The organism is Nocardiopsis sp. CNS-639, from assembly GCF_000381685.1.
Lineage (GTDB): Bacteria > Actinomycetota > Actinomycetes > Streptosporangiales > Streptosporangiaceae > Nocardiopsis > Nocardiopsis dassonvillei.
In genome coordinates this window covers 435,815-459,722 of the sequence record NZ_KB906854.1, presented here as the reverse complement: position 1 = coordinate 459,722, position 23,908 = coordinate 435,815, and the positions used below count along the sequence as shown (strand labels likewise).

The 23,908-nt window shown below is 72.7% G+C and carries 15 protein-coding genes and 3 tRNA genes; 6 read left to right on the top strand and 12 right to left on the bottom strand.

Going from position 1 to position 23,908, the window contains the following annotated elements:
- Nucleotides 1-36 precede the first annotated feature (36 nt).
- Nucleotides 37-1,977, bottom strand: a complete 1,941-nt coding sequence (locus G011_RS0101825; RefSeq protein ID WP_026337926.1) for an SGNH/GDSL hydrolase family protein — start codon at nt 1,975-1,977, stop codon at nt 37-39.
- A gap of 656 nt (nt 1,978-2,633) precedes the next feature.
- Nucleotides 2,634-2,707, bottom strand: a tRNA-Ile gene (locus G011_RS0101820).
- A 267-nt stretch (nt 2,708-2,974) separates the two neighbouring features.
- Between G011_RS0101820 and G011_RS0101815 the strand changes: the two genes are divergently transcribed.
- The 3 genes from G011_RS0101815 (at nt 2,975) to G011_RS0101805 (ending at nt 7,216) form a co-directional block, all read left to right on the top strand.
- Nucleotides 2,975-3,964, top strand: coding sequence for a malate dehydrogenase (locus tag G011_RS0101815; RefSeq protein WP_013151825.1), 990 nt, complete (start codon nt 2,975-2,977; stop codon nt 3,962-3,964).
- A gap of 157 nt (nt 3,965-4,121) precedes the next feature.
- A complete protein-coding gene (locus tag G011_RS0101810; RefSeq protein WP_019606959.1) occupies nt 4,122-6,614 on the top strand; it encodes an RNA helicase in 2,493 nt (830 codons plus the stop codon).
- A gap of 257 nt (nt 6,615-6,871) precedes the next feature.
- Nucleotides 6,872-7,216 (top strand): hypothetical protein, encoded by a 345-nt coding sequence (locus G011_RS0101805; protein WP_019606958.1) that lies wholly within the window; start codon nt 6,872-6,874, stop codon nt 7,214-7,216.
- Between the two features lie 27 nt (nt 7,217-7,243).
- Here G011_RS0101805 and G011_RS0101800 read toward each other — a convergent pair whose 3' ends face one another.
- Complete coding sequence (locus G011_RS0101800; protein ID WP_019606957.1) at nt 7,244-7,714, bottom strand: dCMP deaminase; 471 nt, start codon at nt 7,712-7,714, stop codon at nt 7,244-7,246.
- Entirely contained in the window at nt 7,711-8,415 is a 705-nt protein-coding gene (locus tag G011_RS0101795) for a dihydrofolate reductase family protein (RefSeq protein ID WP_019606956.1), read from the bottom strand. Before G011_RS0101795 ends, G011_RS0101800 begins: the two co-directional genes overlap by 4 nt.
- A 595-nt stretch (nt 8,416-9,010) precedes the next feature.
- Between G011_RS0101795 and G011_RS0101790 the strand changes: the two genes are divergently transcribed.
- On the top strand, nt 9,011-9,898 hold the full coding sequence (locus G011_RS0101790) for an SAM-dependent methyltransferase (RefSeq protein WP_026337925.1): 888 nt from the start codon (nt 9,011-9,013) through the stop codon (nt 9,896-9,898).
- A 554-nt stretch (nt 9,899-10,452) separates the two neighbouring features.
- On the opposite strand, the gene G011_RS0101785 is transcribed toward G011_RS0101790, so the two are convergent.
- From G011_RS0101785 to G011_RS0101775, 3 genes are all read right to left on the bottom strand, one after another.
- Nucleotides 10,453-12,039 (bottom strand): cellulose binding domain-containing protein, encoded by a 1,587-nt coding sequence (locus G011_RS0101785; RefSeq protein WP_026337924.1) that lies wholly within the window; start codon nt 12,037-12,039, stop codon nt 10,453-10,455.
- 430 nt (nt 12,040-12,469) lie between these two features.
- A tRNA-Asn gene (locus G011_RS0101780) sits at nt 12,470-12,542 on the bottom strand.
- A gap of 166 nt (nt 12,543-12,708) precedes the next feature.
- Nucleotides 12,709-12,781, bottom strand: a tRNA-Asn gene (locus tag G011_RS0101775).
- A 155-nt stretch (nt 12,782-12,936) separates the two neighbouring features.
- Between G011_RS0101775 and G011_RS0101770 the strand changes: the two genes are divergently transcribed.
- Together G011_RS0101770 and G011_RS0101765 are read left to right on the top strand one after the other, a co-directional pair.
- A complete protein-coding gene (locus G011_RS0101770; protein WP_013151819.1) occupies nt 12,937-13,278 on the top strand; it encodes a hypothetical protein in 342 nt (113 codons plus the stop codon).
- Nucleotides 13,278-13,799, top strand: a complete 522-nt coding sequence (locus G011_RS0101765; RefSeq protein WP_019606954.1) for a hypothetical protein — start codon at nt 13,278-13,280, stop codon at nt 13,797-13,799. Before G011_RS0101770 ends, G011_RS0101765 begins: the two co-directional genes overlap by 1 nt.
- A gap of 99 nt (nt 13,800-13,898) precedes the next feature.
- On the opposite strand, the gene G011_RS0101760 is transcribed toward G011_RS0101765, so the two are convergent.
- From G011_RS0101760 to dnaG, 5 genes are all read right to left on the bottom strand, one after another.
- Nucleotides 13,899-14,786, bottom strand: coding sequence for an endo alpha-1,4 polygalactosaminidase (locus G011_RS0101760; protein ID WP_019606953.1), 888 nt, complete (start codon nt 14,784-14,786; stop codon nt 13,899-13,901).
- Nucleotides 14,787-15,078: 292 nt separating this feature from the next.
- Nucleotides 15,079-18,042 (bottom strand): FAD-binding and (Fe-S)-binding domain-containing protein, encoded by a 2,964-nt coding sequence (locus G011_RS0101755; protein ID WP_019606952.1) that lies wholly within the window; start codon nt 18,040-18,042, stop codon nt 15,079-15,081.
- 154 nt (nt 18,043-18,196) lie between these two features.
- Complete coding sequence (locus G011_RS0101750; RefSeq protein ID WP_026337923.1) at nt 18,197-19,516, bottom strand: glycoside hydrolase family 18 protein; 1,320 nt, start codon at nt 19,514-19,516, stop codon at nt 18,197-18,199.
- Nucleotides 19,517-19,685: 169 nt separating this feature from the next.
- Entirely contained in the window at nt 19,686-20,780 is a 1,095-nt protein-coding gene (gene rpoD, locus G011_RS0101745; protein WP_019606950.1) for an RNA polymerase sigma factor RpoD, read from the bottom strand.
- A gap of 119 nt (nt 20,781-20,899) precedes the next feature.
- Complete coding sequence (dnaG, locus tag G011_RS31565; RefSeq protein WP_026337922.1) at nt 20,900-23,710, bottom strand: DNA primase; 2,811 nt, start codon at nt 23,708-23,710, stop codon at nt 20,900-20,902.
- Between the last annotated feature and the right edge of the window lie 198 nt (nt 23,711-23,908).

Here is a 23,908-nt window from a genome sequence, read left to right as displayed (position 1 = left end):
ACGGCCGGGGCGGGCCACGCGCTCCTGCGGTCGGCGCTAGCCGCCGACGAGCTGGTAGAGGTCCACGGACTCGGCCAGCGCACGCAGTCCGGCGTCCCCCGGGTGGAGGTGGTCGCCCGAGTCGTAGGCGGGCAGCATGCGGCTGGGTTCCTGCGGGTCGCGTAGGACCGCGTCGAAGTCCCACACGCCGTCGAAGGGCGACAGGGGATCGTTCGCCCGCGCCCGCAGGTGGTCGTTGACCTGCTGGCGGGCCCGGTCGACCTCCTCGGTGCAGCGCGCCTCGCCCCCGCAGGGGCCGAGCGTGGCCACGAACACCCGCATGCCGTTCTCGCGGGCCAGCCCCGCGATCTCCTCGATCCCGGCGATCACCGACTCGGGCGGGGTGCTCCAGCGCAGGTCGTTGATCCCGGCGAAGACGACCAGGGTGTTCACCCCGCTCTGGGCCAGCACGTCCCGGTGCACCCGGTGGGTCAGCGCCACCCCGGTGGGGTTGGTGGAGACGCCCTCGCCCGGGTAGCCGTCCCGGATCACGTGGTTCCCGGCCACGCCGAGGTTGAGCACGCCCGGGTTGGGCAGCCCCGACCGCTCGGACAGGCGGGCGCTGAGCACGTCGGGCCAGCGGGCGTGGGCGTCGGGGGTTGAGCGGATCCCGTCGGTGATGGAGTCGCCGAAGGCGGCGATCGCGCCCGGCCCCCCGGAGAGCTCCACCGCGGTGAGGAAGGGCCACTGCGCGACCCGGCCGGTGAACGGCTCCCCCGTGGTGTCCAGGGTCAGGTCGCCGCTTCCGGGCGCGCTGGTGTAGTTGGTGTCCACCGAGGCGTAGTGCACCGGCGCGGTGGTCACCTGTTCGGGCAGGTGGATGCTGACCAGCACGTCGGTCTGCGGCGGCAGGAGCATCTCGACGGGGTCGCTGAACACCTGTCCCCCGGCCGGGATGACGGTGTCGGAGCGCCCCTCGAAGGTGAGCGGGACCGCGGCGCCGCGGGAGGCGGCGCCGCTTCCGCGCAGCGCGACGGAGGCCGCGCCCACGGTGACGGGGGCGACCGCGAAGGTGTTGTCCAGGCGGATGCGGACCGTGTGGCCGCCGGTGGTCGTGCGCACCGACAGCCGCAGGGTCTGGTCCCGCCAGGGGCCGACCTCCATGTAGCCGGAGGTGGCGCGCGCCCAGGTGCCCGTCCACTCCGTCTCCGCGGCGCGCCCGCCCACGGAGAACACGTGGATGCGGCCCGCCTCGTCGGCGGTCTCGGGCAGCACCACGTGGGAGATCTCACGGGCGGGGTCCACCGTGACGCCGCGCGCGTACAGGCGCGCCGCACCGAGGGTGGGGCTGGGACCGGCGTGCCGCGCGGAGTTGGCGTAGGGCAGGGTGAGCGCGGCCTCGCTCGCGGGTCCGGCGGTCCAGTGCGGCACGGACAGGGTGAACTCCTGCTCCCGGCCGTCGGCGTAGACCACGCGGCCGGTTCCGGTGACCTCGGCCTCGATGCCGTCGGTACGGGTCGCGGTGGCCAGGAAGGTGAGCGACCGGTAGCGCTCGTCCGCGAGCCGCAGGAACTGGCCGTCCGAGACCAGGTGGTCGGGGCGGCCGGGAGCGTAGTCGGGCAGTTCCATGGGTGTGCCGAGCAGGACCACCTCGCGGCCGGGCGTCCACCCGGCGGCGGCCAGCGCCTGGGAGGACAGGCTGTTCCCGGAGCCGTCGAGGTCGACGGTGGCGACGGAGGTGTCCCGGGAGACGCCGATCCGGTCGACGAGACCGCTGAAGGGGACCGCGTTCACCGCGGGGACGGTCTGCTCCCTGGACTCGGAGGGCCCGGCGCCGTCGTCCCGGGAGACGGCGGTGTTGACCACGACCACGAGGAGCACCGCCACGGCCGCCGCGGCCAGGGCGTACAGCAGACGGGGGTGGAGGCCCACCCCGTGCCGGTGGGTTCCGCGCAGCCGTGTGCCGTCCGCTCCCAACGCTCGCCTCTCCCCCCGCATGCATCTGTCCACCGACTGTCGGACGCCGCCGGGCGCGCCGTGGTTGTTGAGACGTGGACCACCGCGCCCCTCGGAGCGGCCGCCAGTGTAAACGAGCGGCCACCGCCGGGCGCGGAGGTTCCGGGATGTACTGGACGGCGGGTCGTATGGCCTGCGACCTGCACGGAACGGGAAAACGCGCAGGAGCTTCGGATTCGGGCAGGAGTGCCGCCATATTCGTCCGATGTCAGACCGGGAAATCGGACGTCCGTTATTCGGATACCGCAGTGAGGACTTCCCCGGAAGGAAGGAACATACCAAAGGCCCTATAAGTAGACAAAACACAAACGAAGAACGGACGCCGCGCCCCCGGGCCCGTGGCGCCGCCGACCCGGCCCGCACCCGCAAGGCGGCGGGTCACGGGGGGCTGTGCGGGGACGGCAGGGCACGTGGCGCGCGTGTCCGGCGCCTTTGGCGGGAACGGACGACCGCCGCGCCGCGGAACGGCGCCGCCGACCGGGCGGCGGCCGGGTTCGAGGGCTTCCGAAACTTCGACGTGTATTCCCCGCGGCCATCCGGACGGGGCCGCGGAAGGCCGTAGCCGACCGTGGGGAAAGCGATAGCGCCTCCTGCCTGTACGCACAGGTGGGAGGCGCTTTTTTCGTGTTCGGAGAGGGTAGGCCGGGCAGGACTCGAACCCGCGACCCAGGGATTATGAGTCCCCTGCTCTAACCAACTGAGCTACCGGCCCGCCGTGATCGGCAAACGCCATCCTAACAGGGTGGGTCCGACGTTTCCCCGCCCTAAATCCGTTAACGGACAGGACCTCCCGGCCGCCCGCCCGGGACGGCGCGGGGACACGTAGCGCGCACCTGGGTCACAGCACGCGGGAGCGCGCGGTCTAGGGTGGTGAGGTGCGGCGCGAGCCTGGACGGCCCCCAGCGCCCGGTACCGAAGCCGCGTCGAACCCGTTGTGAGCATCGCGGGTCGCGAAACGTCGTCAGGGAGAGTTCACGTCATGTCCAAAGCACCCGTCAACGTCACCGTCACCGGCGCCGCCGGCCAGATCGGCTACGCGCTGCTGTTCCGGATCGCCTCCGGCCAGCTGCTCGGCGCCGACACCCCGGTGAAGCTGCGCCTGCTGGAGATCCCGCAGGCCGTCAAGGCCGCCGAGGGCACGGCGATGGAGCTGGACGACTGCGCCTTCCCGCTGCTCCAGGGCATCGACATCTTCGACGACGCCACCCAGGCCTTCCAGGGCGCCAACGTCGCCCTGCTGGTCGGCGCCCGCCCGCGCGGCAAGGGCATGGAGCGCGGCGACCTGCTGGAGGCCAACGGCGGCATCTTCAAGCCCCAGGGCGAGGCGATCAACGCCGGTGCGGCCGACGACATCCGCGTGCTGGTGGTGGGCAACCCCGCCAACACCAACGCCCTCATCGCGCAGAGCCACGCCCCCGACGTCCCGGCCGAGCGCTTCACCGCGATGACCCGCCTGGACCACAACCGCGCGCTCACCCAGCTCGCCAAGAAGCTCGACGTGTCGATCAACGACATCAAGAAGCTCACGATCTGGGGCAACCACTCCGCCACCCAGTACCCGGACGTGTTCCACGCCGAGGTCAACGGCGCCAACGCGGCCAAGGCCGTCGGCGACCAGGCCTGGCTGGAGAACGACTTCATCCCGACCGTCGCCAAGCGCGGCGCCGCGATCATCGAGGCCCGTGGCGCCTCCTCGGCGGCCTCCGCCGCCAACGCCGCCGTCGACCACGTGTACGACTGGGTCAACGGCACCCCCGAGGGCGACTGGACCTCCGCGGCCATCCCCTCCGACGGCTCCTACGGCGTGCCCGAGGGCATCATCTCCTCCTTCCCCGTCGTCTCGCGCGGCGGCAGGTGGGAGATCGTGCAGGGCCTGGAGATCGACGACTTCTCCCGCGCACGCATCGACGCCTCCGTCAAGGAGCTGGTCGAGGAGCGCGACACCGTCAAGCAGCTCGGCCTGGTCTGACCAGCCAGACGCGCACCGCGAGACCGGTGACACGACGGGCGCACCCCGCGCGGGGTGCGCCCGTCGCCGTCGCGGGGCCCCGGACGTCGCGCGCGGCGGCCGACGTCCCGAAGGGGGCCGGGAAGCAGGCAGTATAGAGACTGTGAGTCTCATCGATGTGCTTCCGGCCGAACCAGAACCCGACTCCCTCTTCGAGGCGTTCGCTTTGTGGGCCGAGGAGCGGGGCCTCACCCTCTACCCGCACCAGGAGGAGGCCCTCATCGAGGTCGTCTCCGGGTCCAACGTCATCCTCAACACCCCCACCGGCTCGGGCAAGAGCATGGTGGCCACCGGCGCGCTCTTCGCCGCGCTGGCCCGCGACGAGTGCGCGTTCTACACCGCGCCCATCAAGGCGCTGGTGTCGGAGAAGTTCTTCGACCTGTGCAAGATCTTCGGCACCGACAACGTCGGCATGATGACCGGCGACGCCAGCGTCAACGCCGACGCTCCCATCGTGTGCTGCACGGCGGAGGTCCTGGCCCAGATCGCCCTGGCCGAGGGCGCGAACGCCGACATCAACACGGTCGTCATGGACGAGTTCCACTTCTACGCCGAACCCGACCGCGGGTGGGCGTGGCAGGTGCCGCTGCTGGAGATGCCGCAGGCGCAGTTCCTGCTGATGTCGGCCACCCTGGGCGACGTCAGCCGCTTCGAGGAGGACCTGGAGAAGCGCACCGGGCGCTCCACCGCCGTGGTGTCCTCGGCCGAGCGCCCCGTCCCCCTCTACTACGACTACCGGGTCACCCCGCTGCACGAGACGCTGGAGGAGCTGCTCGGCAGCGGCAACGCCCCCGTGTACATCGTGCACTTCACCCAGGCGCAGGCGGTCGAGCGCGCGCAGTCGCTGACCAGCATCAACATGTGCACCAAGGAGGAGAAGGCGGCGATCGCGGCGGAGATCGGCAACTTCCGCTTCACCACCAAGTTCGGCCGCAACCTGTCCCGCTACGTGCGGCACGGCATCGGCGTGCACCACGCGGGCATGCTGCCCAAGTACCGGCGCCTGGTCGAGCGCCTGGCGCAGTCGGGGCTGCTCAAGGTCATCTGCGGCACCGACACCCTCGGCGTGGGCGTGAACGTGCCCATCCGCACGGTGCTGTTCACCGCGCTGAGCAAGTACGACGGGGTGCGCGTGCGCCGCCTGCGCGCCCGCGAGTTCCACCAGATCGCCGGGCGCGCGGGCCGGGCCGGGTTCGACACCGTGGGCAACGTGGTGGCCCAGGCGCCCGAGCACGTCATCGAGAACGAGAAGGCGCTGGCCAAGGTCGGCGACGACGCCAAGAAGCGGCGCAAGGTGGTGCGCAAGAAGGCCCCGGAGGGGTTCGTCTCCTGGGACGAGGCCACCTTCACCAAGCTGATCGAGTCCGACCCCGAGCCACTGACCTCGCGGTTCAGGGTCAGCAACGCCATGCTGCTGAGCGTGATCGCCCGCCCCGGCGACTGCTTCCCGGCCATGAAGCACCTGCTCACCGAGAACCACGACGACCGCCCCAGGCAGCGCCGCCACATCAGCGAGGCCATCGCCATCTACCGGTCGCTGCTGGACGGCGGGATCGTGGAGGCGCTCCCCGAGCCCGACGCGCAGGGGCGCACCGCGCGGCTGACCGTGGACCTCCAGGCCGACTTCGCGCTCAACCAGCCGCTGTCCACGTTCGCGCTGGCCGCGCTGGACCTGCTGGACAAGGAGTCGCCCACGTACCCGCTGGACGTGCTCAGCGTGGTGGAGTCCACCCTGGACGACCCGCGGCAGATCCTCGGCGCCCAGCTCAACAAGGCGCGCGGCGAGGCCGTCCAGCAGATGAAGATGGACGGCATCGAGTACGACGAGCGCATGGAGCGGCTGGAGGAGGTCGACTACCCCAAGCCGCTGGAGGAACTGCTCAGCCACGCCTACGAGGTGTACCGGCGCGGCCACCCGTGGGTGGGCGACCACCCGCTCCGGCCCAAGACGGTGGCCCGGGACATGTACGAGCGGGCGATGACCTTCACCGAGTACGTGGGCTTCTACGAACTGGCCCGCTCGGAGGGGCTCGTGCTGCGCTACCTGGCCAGCGCGTACAAGGCGCTCAACCAGACGGTGCCCGACGACGCCAAGACCGAGGAGCTGCGCGACCTCATCGAGTGGCTGGGCGAGCTGGTCCGCCAGGTGGACTCCAGTCTGCTGGACGAGTGGGAGCAGCTGACCAACCCCGAGGCGGAGGTGCCGGAGGACGCGGCCGCCGCCGAGGAGAAGGTACGCCCCGTCACCACCAACGAGCGGGCGTTCCGGGTGCTGGTGCGCAACGAGATGTTCCGCCGCGTGGAGCTGGCCGCCCTGCGCCGCCACGACGAACTGGGTCGGCTGGACGAGGGCGGGGAGTGGGACGCCGAGGCCTGGGAGGAGGCCCTGGACGCCTACTTCGAGGAGCACGACGCGATCGGGACCGGGCCGGACGCGCGCGGCCCGGCGATGCTGCTCATCGAGCGGGAGCCGGAGCTGTGGCGGGTCCGCCAGATCTTCGCCGACCCGGCGGGCGACCACGACTGGGGCATCAGCGCCGAGGTGGACCTGGCCGCGTCCGACGCCGAGGGGCGCGCGGTGGTGCACGTGGCGGACGTGGACCGGCTGTAGGGGCGGGCGGCCCTCGGGGAAGGGGCGTTTTCGGGCACGCCCATGCCGTCTCCGGGGGTGGGCCCCTGTACCAAGGGAACACCCCCGGGCCCGGGCCGCGCCACAGCCGGATCCGGCCTGTGGACAACTCGGGTCGGGCCGCCTCCGGCGGGTAGAAAGGACGACACGGGGTCCGGCGCCGCCGGATCCGCTCCCCTGCCCGCCGACCCCTCCCGTCCCAGCGGTCGCGCGGACCTTCACACACAGGAGGTTCGACCATGCCCCTCCCCCTCATCGCCTGGGCCGTCGCCGCGGGAGGCGCCGCGGCCGCCGCCTACGTCGCCCGCCGGATGTCCAGGGACGAGGAGTTCGCCGGAAGGGTCCGCGAGGTCGCCGGTTCCCTCGGCAGGTCGGTGTCGGCCAGCGACGAACTCGACAGGCTCCTGGAGATGGAGGAGCCCGTCGCCATGCGCCACCTCGACGCCAGGGCGCCCCGGATGAGCGCCCAGCAGTGGGACGACTTCTCCGGGGCGGTGCACGCCCGCGTCACCAACCCCTACGAGGACGAGGAGACCAAGGCCCGGACGCGCCGCCTGTACTCCTACGCGGGCAAGCTCAGATGACGCGGCCGCCGTCCACCGGGCTCCCGCTCAGCCCAGCAGGTGGGCGTTGACCTCGCGCACGCCGTCGGCCAGGTCGGGCCGCTCCACGACCGTCCGGCCCGCCGCGCGCAGGCGCTCGGCGCCGTCGCAGTCCACGAACACGGAGGGCTCCCGCCAGGCGAACACCACACGCGCGACGGGCGTGGCCAGGATCAGCGCCGAGCAGGACAGCGGCCGGGAGGCACGGGAGCTGCACGGTTCCAGGGACGAGTACAGGGTGGCTCCGGCCAGTCTGGGGTCGCCGGCGTCCACCTCCCGCAGGGCCGCCTCCTCTGCGTGGTCGTGCGGGTCGTCGCGGCGAGAGTAGCCCTCGCCCAGGACGGTGCCGTCGGCGGCGACCACGGCGCAGCCCACCGAGAACGCCGTGTCCGAGGGCGGACAGGAGCGGGACAGCTCGACGGTGCGGCGCAGCCACCGGGCGTCGGACTCCCCCTCGGCGGGGGGCGGACCGGCGCTCACGCGTGCGCTCCCTGGTCCAGCCGGTAGCGCAGGACCGCCACGTCGCCCAGAGCCCTGGCCTCCACCAGCCGCATCGGCGCGTCGGGGGTCTGCGGGAAGGCGCCGGGAACGACGAAGCGCGGGGCGTCCTCCTGCCCCACCAGGAAGGGGGCCACCGCCAACCGGAGCTCGTCGACCAGCCCCGAGGTGAGGAAGAGGGTGTGGATGTGTCCGCCGCCCTCGACCAGCAGGCGGCCGACGCCCCGGTCGGCCAGGTCGGCCAGCACGGCCCGGACGGTGGGCGGGTCCCCGGCGTCCACGACCTCGGCGGGCGGGTCCGCGGCGGGCCGGTCGGCCAGCGCGCGCCGGGCGGTGTCCACGCCCGCCCCGCCGGTGTAGACGACGGCTCCCGCGTCCCCGGTGGAGAAGAAGCGGGCCGCGGGGTCGAACTCGCCGCTGCGGGTGACCAGGGCCTTGAGCAGGTGCACGGTGCGCCCGCGCTCCCGGCGACGTTCGCGCAGCCGCGGGGAGCGCACCAACAGCCTGGGGTTGTCGGCGCGCAGGGTGCCCGCGCCGACGAGGATCGCGTCGCACTCCGCCCGTAGTTCGTCGATCTCGGCGAAGTCGGCCTCGTTGGACAGGCGCAGCCGCTCGGGCCCGGTGTCGTCGATGCGTCCGTCGACCGACATGGCGCAGCTGAGGATGGTGTACGGGCGGTCCATGGCCCCAGGCTAGGCCACGGCGCGGGGCCGGGCGGTCCGCGCTCGGGGAGCGCCCGCGTCCGCGGGAGCCCGTGACCGGAAGGGTCGGCGGCTGGGAGGGCCAGCGTCCCAACGGCGTTCCGGTGTTTTCGGCCCGCCGCTCCACCGTTCACCGGTTGCGCCGCATTCCTGGGCTCGGCAAGGAATTCCCGCAGGTGGCGACTGCGTGCGCGGAATTGCCCTCCGATATGCGCGGGGAACGCTTTTCACCGTTCCCGCACGGCGAAGGAGCCCGCGGCTCCGCTCCGGGGACGGGACACAACCACCCGTACCCACACGTCTCCACTGTCACACACGCGCACTCACGAAACCCGGGAAGCCCTTAGCCACGGGCTTACGAGCTCCGGGGCCTCATCCTGATTCCTCTCATAATGGACATTAGGCATATAACCCCTAGCCCACCCGGGATCGCCCTTCGCCACACCCCGCAGTACTTCCCGGGCATCGCGAACACCGATTTTTATGACCGGAGTCTGTGACTCGGTTAACAACACCGCTCACGCGGAATACAATCCAGTGGTCGACCACTCTTCCCACCTCAGACAAGAGGACGGCGATGTCTCGATTCACCTCCCCCCCTTTCCTGAGGCAGGCGGGGGGCAAACACGTCCGCGCCCACCCACCGCCCGCCGTTGACCTGACCCGGCCCAGCGTGGCCCGGCTGCACTCCTTCCACCTCAAGGGCAAGGACCACTTCGAGGCGGACCGGGACCTGGCCGGCCGCGCCGAGCGGGCCGCGCCCGGGTTCCAGGACCTCGTGCTGGGCGAGAGGGCCTTCCTCCAGCGCGCCGTCCGCCACCTGTGCGCGGACCTGGGCATCCGGCAGTTCATCCAGTTCGGCGCGGGGCTGCCCGCACCGGGCGACCCGCACGAGATCGCGCACGAGAGCGATCCCCGCGCGCGCGTCGTCTACGCCACCGACGACCCGGTGGTCCTGACCCACCACCTCGCCCTGCTCCGCGACCGGCGCACCACCACCGCGGTGCGCGCCTCGCTCACCCGCCCGGACAGGCTCCTGGACAGCTCCGAGACCCGGAGCTTCCTCGACCTGGACGAGCCCGTCGGCCTGCTGCTCACCGGTGCCGTCACGCACACCTCCGACGCCGACCACCCGGCCGAGCACATAGCCGCCCTGCGCGACGCCCTGGCTCCCGGCAGCCACATGGTCCTCAGCCACTACTGCCGTCCCGACTCCGCCGTCTTCCCCAAGGACGCGGCGCGGGCCGAACAGCTGGAGCAGGTGTTCGCCGAACGCCTGCGGTCCGGCCGCTGGCGCTCCCGGCGGGCCATCCTCGACTTCTTCGAGGGCTGGCGCGTCGCCGAACCCGGCGTGATCGAGGTCCAGCGGTGGCGCACGCTGCCCGTGGCCCCGCCGGTGCCCGGCTGCTACCAGATGCCCCAGCGCAACCGCCGACTGCTCATCGGCGGGGTCGCCGGAATCTGAGGCGTTACCTCCGCCCCGCGTCGCAGCCGCCCGGATCGGCAGCGGGCGAGGTCCGCCACCGCGCACACCAGGCCACTCAGCCCAGTGGCCCCACACCGAGCGGTCCCGTGTCCCGACCACGGGAACCCTCGGAGTACTCCAGCGGCCCCGAACCGCTGGCGCGGACGGCGGATGTCCGGCGGGGCGTCCCGGCCGCCCCGGCACCGACGGATGGCGCCCCAGAGCACGGGCGCGGACCCGGTGCCGCTCTCCTCGCCGATGACCGGACGCGTGCCGCCCCCGAGTCGCTGCCCTCCGAGCGCGGTCCCGCCCAACGGGCCGTGCCGCCGTCCCGGCGGACCGGGAAGCCGGTCGGACCGGGCCCGGCGCCCACACGCGCCGTCACCGCCGAACGCCCCGGTGGACCGGGGATCCGGCGTCCGCACGCGTGCCGTCCCCCCTGTTCCCCGTCGGCACCTGCCGACCGGAACCCGGCGCACGTCCCGTCCGCCGCGGGGTCCGCCCCGGCGGGCCGGAGCACGCCGGGGCGGAGTCCGGCGGGGTCGCGGTAGGGGTCAGGGGCTGGTGCAGCTGATGCCGCCGGGAGCCACGGAGGAGTCGCCGGTGGCGACGAAGCCGAAGGTGACGCTGGCGTCGGCCGCGACGGTTCCGTTCCAGGGGGTATTGCGTACCGTGACGGCTCCGCTGGTGCCGGTGTTCACCCCGTTCCAGAGGTTGCCCACGGACTGTCCCGGGGCCAGTGTCATGGCGACGCTCCAGCCGTCGAGCGCGCTGGCTCCGTCGTTGCGGACCGTCACCTCGCCCTGGAAACCGCCGGACCAGCTGTTGACCGTCCGGTAGTCGGCCGTGCAGGCACCGTCCGCGCCGTCGTCACCACCGCCGTCGTCGTCACCACCGCCGTCGGTCAGGGCCGGGGTCCGCCAGTCCCGCCACTCGGACAGGTCGCCGGATCTGCCGGGGGCGACCCGGAACACACCGGGGGCCTCGCCCGTCCCGTGCAGGAACGCCTCGATGCTCTGTCGCAGCGGGGCCCGCCATTCGGGCCTGGTGGCGCAGTGGGTGCCGTCCTGGACGTCGGACCAGTAGCTGATGTTGTCCTGGGCGCCGAGCGCCTGGTACACCTGCGCTCCGCCCAGGGCCGCCACGCTCCCGGAGCGGGCGCCCAGCCAGTCGATGTGGGGGTTGTCCATGACGAACAGCCCGCGCGGCGCGATCATGCCCAGGATCTGGTGTGTGTCCACCGGCAGCGTGCTCGGGTCTCCCGTGTGGGAGCCGAAGGCGTCCCCCAGCCACGGCTGCTCGCCGTAGGCGCTGTTCAGGGGCTGGGCTCCGCTCTCCCGGGCGACCGCGCGGAAGGCGGGGACACCGCCGGTGCCCGACTCGATCGGCATGGTCAGGTCGATGCGCTGGTCGAACGCGCCCGCCACGAGGGCGCCCTTGCCGTAGCGCGAGCACCCGGTGACACCGGTCGCGTCCGTCCGGAGAACGCTGCCGCCCGACTGCTCGACGACGTCGATGATGCGGCTGGCCCCCCAGGCCCAGGCCATGAGCAGCCCCGTACCGCTGGAGGAGCCGTAGATGTCGTAGAACGCGCCCCGCTTGTCGCCCCGCGAGGTGCCCTCGGCTCCGACCGCGAAGGGGTCGTAGCTGATGACGGCGGCGCCCGCGGCGTTGATCGTGGCCGTGTCCGCCCCGAACCCGCCGTAGACGATGACGGCCGGGAAGGGGCCCGAACCGCTCGGCAGGTCCACCGACGCCGAGAAGCTGGTGCTGCGTCCCCGGTCCGTCACGTTCACGGTGATGCCGGACGAGGTGACCGCGCCCGTGACGCTGTCGGGCGGCGCGGGTCTGTCCCCGTAGACGGAGCGCTCCGCCAGTTCGTGGATCTCCGCCCGGCGGCACTCCCACTCCTCCAGGGTGGAGACGCGGGTGCCGTCCAGGCTGGTGAAGGGATCGGGAAGCAGGGGGTCGGCGGCCGGGTGGCCGGGGTCGGGCACCGCGCAGTCGGCGCCGTTGTGCTCGGCGGCGGGTTCGGCCCGCGCGGCGGCGCCGGTCGGCGGGAGGAGGGTGGTGGCCAGACCGGCCGCGGCCACGAGGGCCGTGGCCGCCCACACCCGGGATCGGTGGCGGTGGAAGCGCATGGGGTCCTCCGGAGGGAGGGCGCGCGGTCGGCCGGAACGGCCCTTGCCGGACGGCGTCGGGTCGCGTGCCCGCCGGTGCGCGCCGGACGGGGGGGTGCCGGTCCGGCCCGACGGGGGCGCCGCCGCACGTGCGGCGGCGGGAGCGGCATGCGGACTTCCGGTGGGGGCGGGGGTCTCGGGCCGGAACCGGCGGTGCGAGCCTCCATGGTAGGAAGGGTTTTCGGCTTTTTTCCAGTGGAATAACGGAAGTTTTCCGGAATACCTTCGGAAGTGAGGCGCGCGGGCGCGGACGCGTGAGACGGCAGGGGTACCTGGGATTTGGGGAACCCCAGTGCCTTCTGTGGTCACCGGTACTTTCTGTGCGCCCGAAGGCCGGGCACAAAAAAGGACAGGGCCCTTCCCCTGTGGAGGGAAGGGCCCTGTCCTGCTGCTCCCGCGATTGGACTCGAACCAATAACCTGCCGGTTAACAGCCGGCTGCTCTGCCAATTGAGCTACGCGGGATCGCGCTAGTCCCCGAACCCCGGAGGCTCGGCGACGTCCCCTAGCCTAGCGCCTTCCGAAGGGTGCTCGCGACGTGTTTTCGCCCCCGCGCACCGGCTCCGTTCACCCGCCCGACCACCCGAAAGACCGAGGGCCCGCCGGATGCTTCCGACGGGCCCTCCGGGCGCTCCCGCGATTGGACTCGAACCAATAACCTGCCGGTTAACAGCCGGCTGCTCTGCCAATTGAGCTACGCGGGATGGCGTGTGCCCCGCGGTGGGGCCGCGGCGACACATCAAGCCTAGCGTCCCCGCGGAGTGCTCGTGACCGGTGTCGGCATGTGTGGCGGGGTCGCGACGGGGTAACGTCGAGCACGGATCACGCCGATCGTCTCCAAAGGGTGAAGAGGTAGACCATGCGTTACCGGATCACGTTCGCCGCCGGACTCGCCATCGGTTACGTCCTGGGAGCACGGGCGGGCAGGGCCCGCTACGAGCAGCTCGCGCGCACCGCGCGCAAGGTGGCCGACAGCCCGGTCGTCCAGGAGGTCGCCGGCCTGGTCGGCGCCCAGGTCAGCAACGCGGGCCGCACCGTCTACGACAAGGCCGTGGACAAGATGCCGGTCACGTCCGTGCGCGACTTCCTCGCGCGGCCCACCGACGAGGAGATCGAACTCGTCGAGTGGGAGAGCCACAGGTCCAACGGCACCCAGCCTCCGGAGGAGAACGGCTCCCCCGGCAACGGCGGGAACCGCTAGTGGCCCTGTTCTCCAGGGGCGTACCCGCCGCGCTGCGCGCCCGGCTGGAGCGGGGTGAGCGCGTGCTGGCCCACGCGCCCGTCGCCTCTCCGGCCGGGGAGGCGGCGCCCGTCCTGGCCGCCACCACCCGGGCCCTGCACCTGCCCGACGGGCGCGCGGTGCCCTGGCAGGACATCGACCAGGCCAGTTGGAGCCCCGACACCTTCACCTTCGTGGAGGAGGGCGCGGGCGAGCACACGGTGCGGCTGCGCTCGGACCCGGACGCGGACGGCGTGGACTACCGCCGCCTGGCCGAGACCGTCTCCGAGCGGGTCACCGCGACCATCCTGGTCAACCGCTTCGTGCCCTTCCCCGATCCGGACTCCTCCACGGGCTTTCGCCTGGTGGCGCGGCGGCCGCCCGGCGGCGCCGACGTGGCCTGGCGCATCCATCTGGGCGAGGGGGTGGACCAGCGGGACCCGCGCCTGCCCGACGCCGTCTCCCGTTCCCTGGACGCCCTCCACGACCAGATGGGCGTGTGAGCCGCACCCGAGGGCCCCTCGCCGCCCGGCCGGTGCCGGGCGGCGGGACGGCCCCGTCCGCCCGGCCCCGTCCGCCCGGCGCCGGGTGACCGGAACCGGTCAGCAGACGTCGAAGACGTAGTCCCCGTGGTCGGGGCCGACCAGGTTCAGGTCGCGCAGGATCATCCGGGAGGGCGCGCCCGGAGCCGCGCAGGCCTCCTCGAAGGTCATCCCCGCCTCCTCCAGCGCGTGGGGGTACTCCACCGCCAGGACGGCGTCGCCGTAGACGCCGGTGTAGGCCTCGCACTCGTTCCACACCGCGCACTCCTCGGTCACGGCGAAGTCGAAGCCGACCTCCTCCCTGCCTCGCTCGGTGTCCTCGGCGGCGTTCTTCTGGCCCGCGGCCATGCCGTGTCCGTGGGTGAGTTCGACCAGTTCGGCGGCCAGCGCGAGGTTGTCGTCGATCGTGAGCAGGCCCTGGGAGCGCAGGTTGGAGTCGAGGTTGTCGAACTCGACCGCGTCGAAGCCCTTGTCCGCGCAGTCGGCGATGGTCTCGCCGAGGACCGCGGCGATGTCGGAGCGCTTGTCCTCGGTGGAGGTGTCCAGGAGGCGCTCGTCGTCCCAGTCCTCGTCGATGACGGGCTCGCCCGAGGCGTCGCGCAGGATCAGGTCCGGGTGCTCCTCCAACCACCACTCCAGGTCGCCGGGCTGGGTCTGGAAGCCGTTGACGTAGCAGACGGAGTACATCCCCTCCGCCGGCTCGGAGGTGGAGTCGCGCACCACCGTGCCCACGCCCGGGGGCGGGGTGTAGGAGGCGCCGAGCTGGTAGTCCAACGTGCCCTCGGGGAAGCCCTCGAAGGCGGCCGCCTCGGCGGCGGTGTCGGCGGTGCCCGCGGTGGAGGAGGTGGACGAGGCGAGTTCGCCTCCGCCCTGGCTCGCGCAGCCCGCGGCCAGGAGCGCCGTCAGTCCGACGGCCGCGGCCGCGCGGAGTCCGGTGGGTGTGGACATGGAGGAACCCCGTTCTGCGGCGGTGGGGTGTTCCGCCGCCTGGTGGTCGGCGGTCCCGCCGCGCGGGCGGGACGACGCCTACGGTAGGTGCTCGCGCCCGGTCCGCAGGACGCGGAGGGGGTCACGGGCGGGGCCCGCGCCGGAACGCACGGTCACCCTAGCCACGGACGCGGTCCGGCGAAAGGCTCAGCCTCCGGGCCACCGGCTGGACGCGTTCCCCGGAGGGCCCGGAACTGCGGGAACCCACCGGGGGTGTCGGCAGGGTCACACGCCTCCCAGGACACGTCAGGAGTCACACACGGTCGGGTCGCCCGGTCGACTCCCGTGCGTCGCGTTCGGCCAGCCCCCGCGCCAGCACCTCGGCCAGGTGCAGCGCCCGGCGGCCCGCCCCCTGTTCGATCTGGGTGCGGCAGCTGTAGCCGTCGGCCAGCACCAGCGTGTCCGGGGAGGCACCGCGCACGCGGGGCAGCAGCTCGCGTTCGCCGATGGCCGCGGACACCTCGTAGTGGCCCTCGGTGAACCCGAAGTCGCCCGCCAGCCCGCAGCAGCCCGAGTCCAGCACCTCTCCGTCGATCCCCGCGCGGGCGATCAGCTCGCGGTCGGCGTCGAAGCCGATCACCGCGTGCTGGTGGCAGTGCACCTGCGCCAGGGCCGAGGCCGCGATCCGGGGCGGCCGCCAGTCCGGCGCGTACTCGTTGAGGAAGCCCGCGAGGGTGTGCACGGCCGCGGCCACCCGCTCGCTGCGCTCCCCCGGGAGCAGTTCGACCAGGTCGTGGCGGAGCGCGGCGGTGCAGCTGGGCTCCAGGCCCACCACGGGCAGCCCCTCCTCCACCAGCGGCTCCAGCGCCCGCAGCGCGCGGCGCATCACCGCGCGGGCGGTGTCCAACTGCCCGGTGGACACCCACGTCAGGCCGCAGCACACCTGCCCCCGGGGCAGCACCACGGTGAACCCGGCGTCCTCCAGCACGCGCACGGCGGCCGCGGGCACGTTCGGGTTGAGGTGGTTGCCGAAGGTGTCCGGCCACAGCACCACCCTCGGTCCGCCGACGCGTGCCCGCCCGCGCGCGGCGCGGCGCCGGAACGCGCGGGTGAAGGTGGTGCGGGCGAACGAGGGCAGGTCACGCTGGGCGGCCACGCCCGCGACCCTCTTGGCCAGGCGCGACACCCCCGGCAGCCGGGCGGCTCGGTTGGCCTCGGCCGGGGCGAGCGCGGCCAGGCGCGCCCAGAGGGGCAGCCAACCCATGGAGTAGTGGGCGGCCGGACGGATCCTGCCCCGGTAGTGCTGGTGCAGGAACTCGGCCTTGTAGGAGGCCATGTCCACGTTGACCGGGCAGTCGCTCAAGCAGCCCTTGCAGGACAGGCACAGGTCCAGGCTCTCGCGCACCTCCTCCGAGCGCCAGCCGTCGGTGATGACGTCGCCGCTGGCCATCTCGAACAGCAGGTGGGCGCGGCCGCGGGTGGAGTGCTTCTCCTCCTGGGTGACCTGGTAGCTGGGGCACATGACGCCCGGTCCCTCCTGGCGGCGGCACTTGCCCACCCCGGAGCAGCGGCGCAGCGCCTTGGCGAGGTCGCCCCCGTCCTCGCGGTAGGCCAGTTCGGCCCGCGAGAGCAGCGGCAGCACCGGGCCGGGGCCGGAGGGACCGGGGACGGCGGCCACCCGGACGTCGGCGTCCAGCGGCAGAGGATCGACGATGACGCCGGGGTTCATGAGGCCGGCGGGGTCCCAGATCCGCTTGAACTCGCCGAAGGCCCGGATGAGGGAGGCCGGGTACATGCGGGCCAGCAGCTCCGAGCGCGCCTGGCCGTCGCCGTGTTCGCCCGACAGGGAGCCGCCGTGCCGGACCACGGTGTCGGCGGCCTCCTCCATGAACTCCCGGTACTCGCGCCGTCCCCGCTCGGTGGTGAGCTCGAAGTCGATGCGCACGTGCAGGCAGCCGTCGCCGAAGTGGCCGTAGACCACGCCGAAGCGGCCGTGGCGCTCCATGAGCGCCTCGAAGTCGCGCAGGTAGTCGCCCAGGTTCTCGGGCGGCACCGCGGCGTCCTCCCAGCCGGACCAGGCCTCGGCCCCCGAGGGCGTGCGCTGCGTGAGCCCGGCGCCCTCCTCCCGGATGCGCCAGAGCGCCTTCTGGTGGGCGGGGTCGGAGACGACGAGGGCGTCACGGGGGCGGGAGGCACCCGACAGGGCGGCGAGCATGCCCTCCGCGGCGTCGGCGGCGTCCCGGGGATCCTTCCCGGCGACCTCCACCAGGAGCCAGGCCCCGCCCTCGGGCAGCGGTACGCGCGAGCCGGAGCCGAACCGGTCCAGGGAGGCGACCATGCGGTGGTTGATGCCCTCGACGGTGAGCGGGCTGTGGCCGAGCAGGTCGGGGACGGCGTCGGCGGCCGCGGGGGCGTCGGGGTAGCCGAGGACGGCCAGGGCGCGGGCTGGAGGCGACTCGACCAGGCGCACGGTGGCGCCGAGGACGAACACGCAGGTGCCCTCGGTGCCCACGAGGGCGGCGGCGACGTCGCGGCCCTTCTCCGGCAGCAGGCGGTCCAGGGAGTATCCGGACACGCGGCGGCGGAAGTCGGGCATCGCGGTGCGCAGCTCGGCGCGGTGGGCGTCCACGAGGCGGGCGAGGGCGGCGTGGATCCGTCCCTCGCGTCCGGGGCGCGCGGCCAGGGCGCGGTGCTCCTCGTCGCCGTCGCTGGAGCCGACGGTGAGCCGGGTCCCGTCGCTGAGCAGCACGTCGAGGGAGACGATGTTGTCGGCGGTGGTGCCCCAGGCGACCGAGTGGGAGCCGCAGGCGTTGTTGCCGACCATGCCGCCCACGGTGCAGCGGCTGTGGGTGGAGGGGTCGGGGGCGAAGGTGAGCCCGTGCTCGGCGGCGGCGCGGCGCAGGTCGTCGAGGATGACACCGGGCTGCACGGTGGCGGTGCGCGCCACGGGGTCGATGTGCTCGATGGCGCGCAGGTGGCGGGAGGTGTCGATGACGACGCCGGTACCGATGGCGTTGCCCGCGATGGAGGTGCCGCCGCCCCGGGGCACGATCGCCACACCGTGCTCGGCGCAGGAGCGGACCGCCGCCACGCAGTCCTCGACGGTCTCGGGGACCACCACGGCCAGCGGGACCCGGCGGTAGTTGGAGGCGTCGGAGGTGTAGAGGGCGCGTGTGCCCGCGTCGAAGGCGACCGTGCCCCGGACACGGCTCTCCAGATCGCGGCGCAGGGCGGCGACGTCGTTTCGGGCTGTGGTGGTGCTGTGCGGGTCGGCCATGGTGCCAGCGTGGCGGCTGCGGCCGCGGCGCCGCAAGCGTGCCGCGCTGCCCGGCCGAGCCGCGCCGCCGCGCCGTCCGGAGCCGGGGGCACGGGGCCGGGACCGGTGTCCGGGTTCCTCCGGAACCGGTGTCCGCGCCGGACGTCCCGGGGGTTCAGCCCCCGAGGGACTCGTCCATGGCCCGCACCAGCTCGCCGCGGGGATCCATGTCCAGGTTCCACACCATGAGCCCGCCCAACCCCTGTTCGAGCACGTACTCGCCCTTGATGCGGATCACCTCGGGGTTGTCGTAGGCCCACCACTCGTCGCCGTCCAGGACCCAGGAGGCGCCCGCCTCCTCGTCCAGGGCGCGGGGGCCCCCGATCTCCTGGAGTTCGGAGAAGGCCATGGTCGGGCCGTCGTAGCGGTCCTCGGCGGGTCCCGCGACCGGCTGCCCCGGCCCGGGCTCGGAGGGGTCCTCCAGCCGCCAGCCGCGGCCGAAGGCCGGAACGCCCATCACGAGCCTCTCCGGCGGCGCGCCCAGGTCCACGTAGCGCCGCACGGCCCGGTCGACGCTGTTGGCGTCGGCGTCGGAGGTGTACAGGTTGGAGTGGTAGGCGGTCCGCTCGCTCCACGGACCGGCGAAGTCGTAGCCCTGCACGGTGGCGAAGTCCAGGTACTCGAAGACCCGCGCGTCGTAGGCCTGGCTGGCCGCGGCCCCGCCGGGCAGCGACGCGGACAGGACGTACTCCTCGCCGGTCTCCCGGGACAGCGCGTCCATCTGGCGGCGGAACTCGGCCGCCAGGAGGGTGAAGTTGGCCGCGTCGTCGGGGTGCTCCACGTTGTCCGGGTGACCCGCTCCCCCGGGCCACTCCCAGTCCAGGTCGATGCCGTCGAAGATCCCGGCGGCCGCCCCGTCGCCGCCCTGCGGCTCGTCCTCGAACACCGGCAGGTCTCCCCGCAGCCACAGGTCCAGGCAGGAGGCCACGAAGGCCTCCCGGGACTCGGGGGTGCGGGCCGCGGTGGAGAAGTGCGTGGACCAGTTCCAGCCGCCCAGGGACAGGCTGGCCCTCAGGTGGGGGTGCCTCTCCTGGAGCTGGCGCAGCTGGTTGAGGCTGCCCGCGAGCTCCTGTTCGTACTCGTCGGCCCGCCCGCTGACGCTCTCGTCGGCGTCGTAGCGCCGCTGGTACAGCTCCCAGGGCTGGTCGTGGGTGCCCGGGATGTGGCACAGGCCCCCGGAGCTGATGTCGCCGAACGCCCACATCAGGCGGGTCAGGTGCTCGGGGGCTCCGCTGTCCTCCAGCTCCTTGACGGTGTAGCCGCGGTTGGCCACGTTCCAGTCGGCGAAGTACCCCAGGCGCTCGGGGTTCCTTCCGGTCGCGGCCACGAAGACCCCCGTGATCAGCACTGCGGCGGCCACGACCGCGCCCAGGACGAGCAGGGGTCGGCGCCGCGTGGGCGGCGCGCCGTCCGGCGGGGCTGGCGTGGTTCTCACACACACGACGTTAGACGCCGAGCGCGTCGGATGCGGCGGGTCGACACCGGTTCGGCCACATCAGGCCGACCGCCCGCCGGACGGGAACCCCGGGGGCGGCCCACGCGTTGGTGGTGACCGCCGACCGTCCGAACGCGGTCCGGCGCCGTCGAACGCCCCGTGCCCCCGCTCAGTCGGTGCGGATGAAGTCGCGCAGGCTCCCGGCCCGCGAGGGGTGGCGGAGCTTGGCCAGGGTCTTGGCCTCGATCTGGCGGATGCGCTCACGGGTCACCCCGAACTCGCGCCCCACCTCCTCCAGCGTGTGCGGGTGGCCGTCGGCCATCCCGAAGCGCAGCCGGATGATGCGCCGCTCGCGGTCGGACAGGCCGCCGAGGATGGTCCCCAGCTGCTCCTGGAGGACGGTGAAGGCCGCCGCCTCGACCGGGGCGACCGCGTCGGAGTCCTCGATGAAGTCGCCGAAGTCGGACTCCTCCTCGCCGATGGGCGACTGGAGCGAGACGGGCTCCCGGGCGATGCGCTGGATCTCCACGACGCGCTGGCCGACGAACCCGGCGGCCGAGGAGATCTCCTCGACGCTGGGTTCGCGGCCGAGCTGCTGGTGCAGCTGGTGCTGGACCCGGACGACCTTGTTGATCGTCTCGACCATGTGCACGGGGATGCGGATCGTGCGCGCCTGGTCGGCGATCGCCCGTGTGATGGCCTGGCGGATCCACCACGTCGCGTAGGTGGAGAACTTGAAGCCCTTGCCGTAGTCGAACTTCTCCACGGCGCGGATCAGGCCGAGGTTGCCCTCCTGGACGAGGTCGAGCAGGAGCAGGCCCCGGCCCATGTACCTCTTGGCGATGGAGACCACCAGGCGCAGGTTGGCCTCGATCAGACTCCTCTTGGCCCGCCGCCCCTCCTCGACCAGGCAGGCCAGCTCCTCGGCGGTGCGCACGCCCTCCACGGGCGCGCAGTGCTGCGCGTAGAGGCCGACCTCGACCGCCTTGGCCAGTTCGACCTCCTGCTCGGCGCTCAGCAGCGGTACTCGGCCGATCTCGCGCAGGTAGAGGCGGACCAGGTCCGACCCGGAGCGCCTGCCGCCGTCGGCGACGGGGCCGGGGTCCTCGGAACCGGTGTCCTCGGGGCCCGAGACCTCCACGCCGATCCGGGCGAGGTGGGCGACCGCCTGGTCCAGGTAGTCGGGGGGCGCGTCCAGCCGATCCAGGGCCGAGGCGACCTCGCCGCGGCTGACCGGCCCCGTGTCGGGGAGCAGCCGGACCACCTGTCGAATGGACGGCGTTTCGTTGGTCACAACTGTTGGAGCCACCCGCCCATTGTGCCCTTTCGGGCACCCGGGAAGGGAGAACTACTATTGTCACCCCGGTGCTACATAGCGCCCCGTCACATCTCCTGGAGAGCGCGTTTTTGCTGTTGGAGCGCCATGAGTTCGGTCAGCAGCCGTTGTTGCTCCTCCACCTGGGGAGTTCCCTCCAGGCGGGACAGTTCCGATCTCAGGTTTGACTCGCGCCGGTTGATGGAATGAGTCTTGACTGTGCCCAGTATTTGCCGGGCGTAATGCTCGTCGAGTTCTCCGTAGAACTCCAGCTGTTCCACCACCAAACGGGTGAGGAAATCACGCTGTGTGTCATTGGGGGCGGCCTCGCGCAGGCCGTTCACCCACGCGGCGGGGTCGTGCGCGGCGGCCACCCCGCCCGCGGCGGTGATGAGCCCCAGCACCGCGCGGTGCTGGGGGACGGTGAAGTCCTCCTCGGTGAACGCGTCGAAGCCCACGGCCAGCGAGGGGAACTGCAGGGCGATCTTGAGCGCCTGGCGCTCGCGCTGCACCGAGGGGTCGCCCAGGTTGTAGGGCGCCTCCTGCGCGTCCGGGGTGGGCACGGGCCGCGCGGGGGCCGTCCGCGGCCCGGGAGCGCGGCCCCGGGCGCCGCGCATGTGCTGGTTGACCCGGCGCAGCACGAAGGCCTCGTCCAGGATGCCGATCCAGCGGTCCAGGTTCCTGCCGTAGTCGCGGCGCACGCCCTCGTCGCGGATGCTCGCGACCACCGGGGCGGCGGCATCCAGGGCGGCCATCCTGCCCTCGGGGGTGGACAGGTCGTAGCTCTCCATGACGTTGCGGATCATGAACTCGTACAGCGGGGCGGCGTCCTTGACGAGGTCGACCACGGCCTGCGGTCCGTGCTGGAGGCGCAGGTCGCAGGGGTCGAGCCCGTCGGGCTGCACGGCGACGAAGGTCTCGGAGGCGAACCCGTGCTCCTCGGCGAAGGCGCGCACGGCCGCCTTCTGGCCCGCCTTGTCGCCGTCGAAGGTGAACACGACCCTGCCGCTCTGTCCTGTGCGGCCCAGCAGCATGCGGCGCAGGATCTTGACGTGGTCCTCGCCGAAGGAGGTGCCGCAGGTGGCCACGGCGGTGTCCTCCCCGGCGAGGTGGCAGGCCATGACGTCGGTGTAGCCCTCGACGATGACCGCCTTGCCCTCCCGGGCGATGTTGCGCTTGGCCAGGTCGAGCCCGTACAGCAGCCGCCCCTTGTGGAAGACGGGGCTCTCGGGGGAGTTGAGGTACTTGGGCCCGTCCTCCTCGGGGTCGAGCTTGCGGGCGCCGAACCCGACCACCTCGCCGGTGACCTCGCGGATGGGCCACAGCAGCCGGTTGCGGAAGCGGTCGTAGGCGCCGCGCCGCCCCTGGCTGGCCAGGCCGCCCTCGACCAGTTCGGCGTCGGTGAAGCCCTTGCGGCGCAGGTGCGCGGTGAGGTTCTCCCATCCGGCGGGGGCGTAGCCGAGGCCGAAGTGCTCGGCGTGCGCGCGGTTGAACCCGCGCTCGTCCAGGAAGCGCCGGGCGGTGACCGCGCCCGGGGAGAGGAGCTGTTCGGCGTAGAACTCGGCGGCGGCCCGGTGGGCGTCGAGCAGGCGCTGGCGCTTGCCGGTGTCGTGCCTGGCGGAGCTGCGCCCGCCCTCCTCGTAGCGCAGGGTGATGCCGACCTGGCGGGCGAGCGTCTCGACGGCCTCGGTGAAGCTGAGGCTGTCGATCCTCTGGAGGAAGGAGATGGTGTCCCCGCCCTCTCCGCAGCCGAAGCAGTTCCCCGTGAGGATGTTGTCCTCCAGGACGAACGCGTGCCCGTCATCGACGACCGCGCAGAAGACCTCCTCGACGCGATCGGTCTCCTCCACCGAACGCACGGTCCAGCCTCGACGGGCGAACTTCTTCTCCGCGCCGCAGAACCGCGTGCGGTGCTCGTCGTGGAGGAAGAACTCCTCGGTCAGGTCGTCGTTGACGAAGTGCACGCGGAAGAGCGAGGAGGGTTCACGGCCGGGGAAGCCCTCGCGTACCTGTTCGGTGATCCCGTAGGTGCCGATGCCCAGACGCGTGCAGACCATGCGGACGTGCTCCAGCACGGACCGGTCGGCGCAGTTGAGCGAGACCGTGCCGTCCTTGGCGACGTGTCCGTCGGCCGCCAGGTATCCGGCGAGCCAACCGTAGAGGTAGGAGGGGGACTCGTCCAGGGACGGCAGGTCCTTGAAGAACCCCGGCAGATGGTGCACGAGGATCTGGCGTCCGCGCTGGGAGGTCTCGCTGCACGGAAACCACTTGAGGAGCGCCGGATCCTTCTCCGCGTCAAGCTCGGCGATGCTGCCGCGGTTCAGCCGGGACCCGTCACCGAAGGTGATGCCGTGCGCGATACCGAAGGGCGAGGGAATGGTGTTGGTAATCTTCTTGGCCGGAAAGACGTAGGCGAGCCGGTGGTCCGGCTTCAACTCCTGGGTCGTGACCTCGCGGAGCTTGGAGCGGTCCTTCCCTGCCTGGACGAACCAGCGGTGCTCCGGGGTGGCGTGGATCTCCTTGCGCTGGCCGTTCCTGCTCAGGGTCACGCGCATCAGCCTCTGCACGCCGAAGGAGGAGAACGGCGCCTCCACCCAGCGGGCGCTGCGGGTGAGGATCGTGTGCCTGCCGCCCGCCAGCTCGCGGATCGGCCGCACCCCGTCACGGGTGAGGACCCGGGTCTCCCCGGCCAAGCAGTAGAACAGGTTCTTGGAGGGGGTGACGTTGAAGGAGGGGGACTTCTCGTCGTGGAAGGGGCACAGACCCTTGAGCGACCCGCCCCCGGCGTTGCGGAGCTGGAGGTACTCGCCGATCACGTCGGCGATGGGCGCGCGCTCGCGTACGAGGGCGATGTCTTCGTCTCTGATCCGGCCTGCCACGGTCTCCAGGGTAGTTCGCCCCGCCGACGCCGCGACCGCCGTCCGCAGTCCACTCCTCGGTCCCGCCCCCTCCTCCCTCCCCGGAGCCGGGGTTTCCCGCCGCGCCACCGGACGGCCACCTGCCGGTCGGCTCCGCGCCCGCGGGCTCTGGGATCATCGGGCTCCCCCCGATGACCGGTTCCCCGAGGAGGCTCGGCA

Excerpts from the sequence above, each read along its gene's own strand:
- G011_RS0101760 (WP_019606953.1), bottom strand. The coding sequence starts at position 14,786 with ATGTCCACACCCACCGGACTCCGCGCGGCCGCGGCCGTCGGACTGACG.
- G011_RS0101770 (WP_013151819.1), top strand. The coding sequence starts at position 12,937 with ATGCGTTACCGGATCACGTTCGCCGCCGGACTCGCCATCGGTTACGTC.
- G011_RS0101795 (WP_019606956.1), bottom strand. The coding sequence starts at position 8,415 with ATGGACCGCCCGTACACCATCCTCAGCTGCGCCATGTCGGTCGACGGA.
- G011_RS0101790 (WP_026337925.1), top strand. The coding sequence starts at position 9,011 with ATGTCTCGATTCACCTCCCCCCCTTTCCTGAGGCAGGCGGGGGGCAAA.
- G011_RS0101815 (WP_013151825.1), top strand. The coding sequence starts at position 2,975 with ATGTCCAAAGCACCCGTCAACGTCACCGTCACCGGCGCCGCCGGCCAG.
- G011_RS0101755 (WP_019606952.1), bottom strand. The coding sequence starts at position 18,042 with ATGGCCGACCCGCACAGCACCACCACAGCCCGAAACGACGTCGCCGCC.
- G011_RS0101785 (WP_026337924.1), bottom strand. The coding sequence starts at position 12,039 with ATGCGCTTCCACCGCCACCGATCCCGGGTGTGGGCGGCCACGGCCCTC.
- G011_RS0101805 (WP_019606958.1), top strand. The coding sequence starts at position 6,872 with ATGCCCCTCCCCCTCATCGCCTGGGCCGTCGCCGCGGGAGGCGCCGCG.
- G011_RS0101825 (WP_026337926.1), bottom strand. The coding sequence starts at position 1,977 with ATGCGGGGGGAGAGGCGAGCGTTGGGAGCGGACGGCACACGGCTGCGC.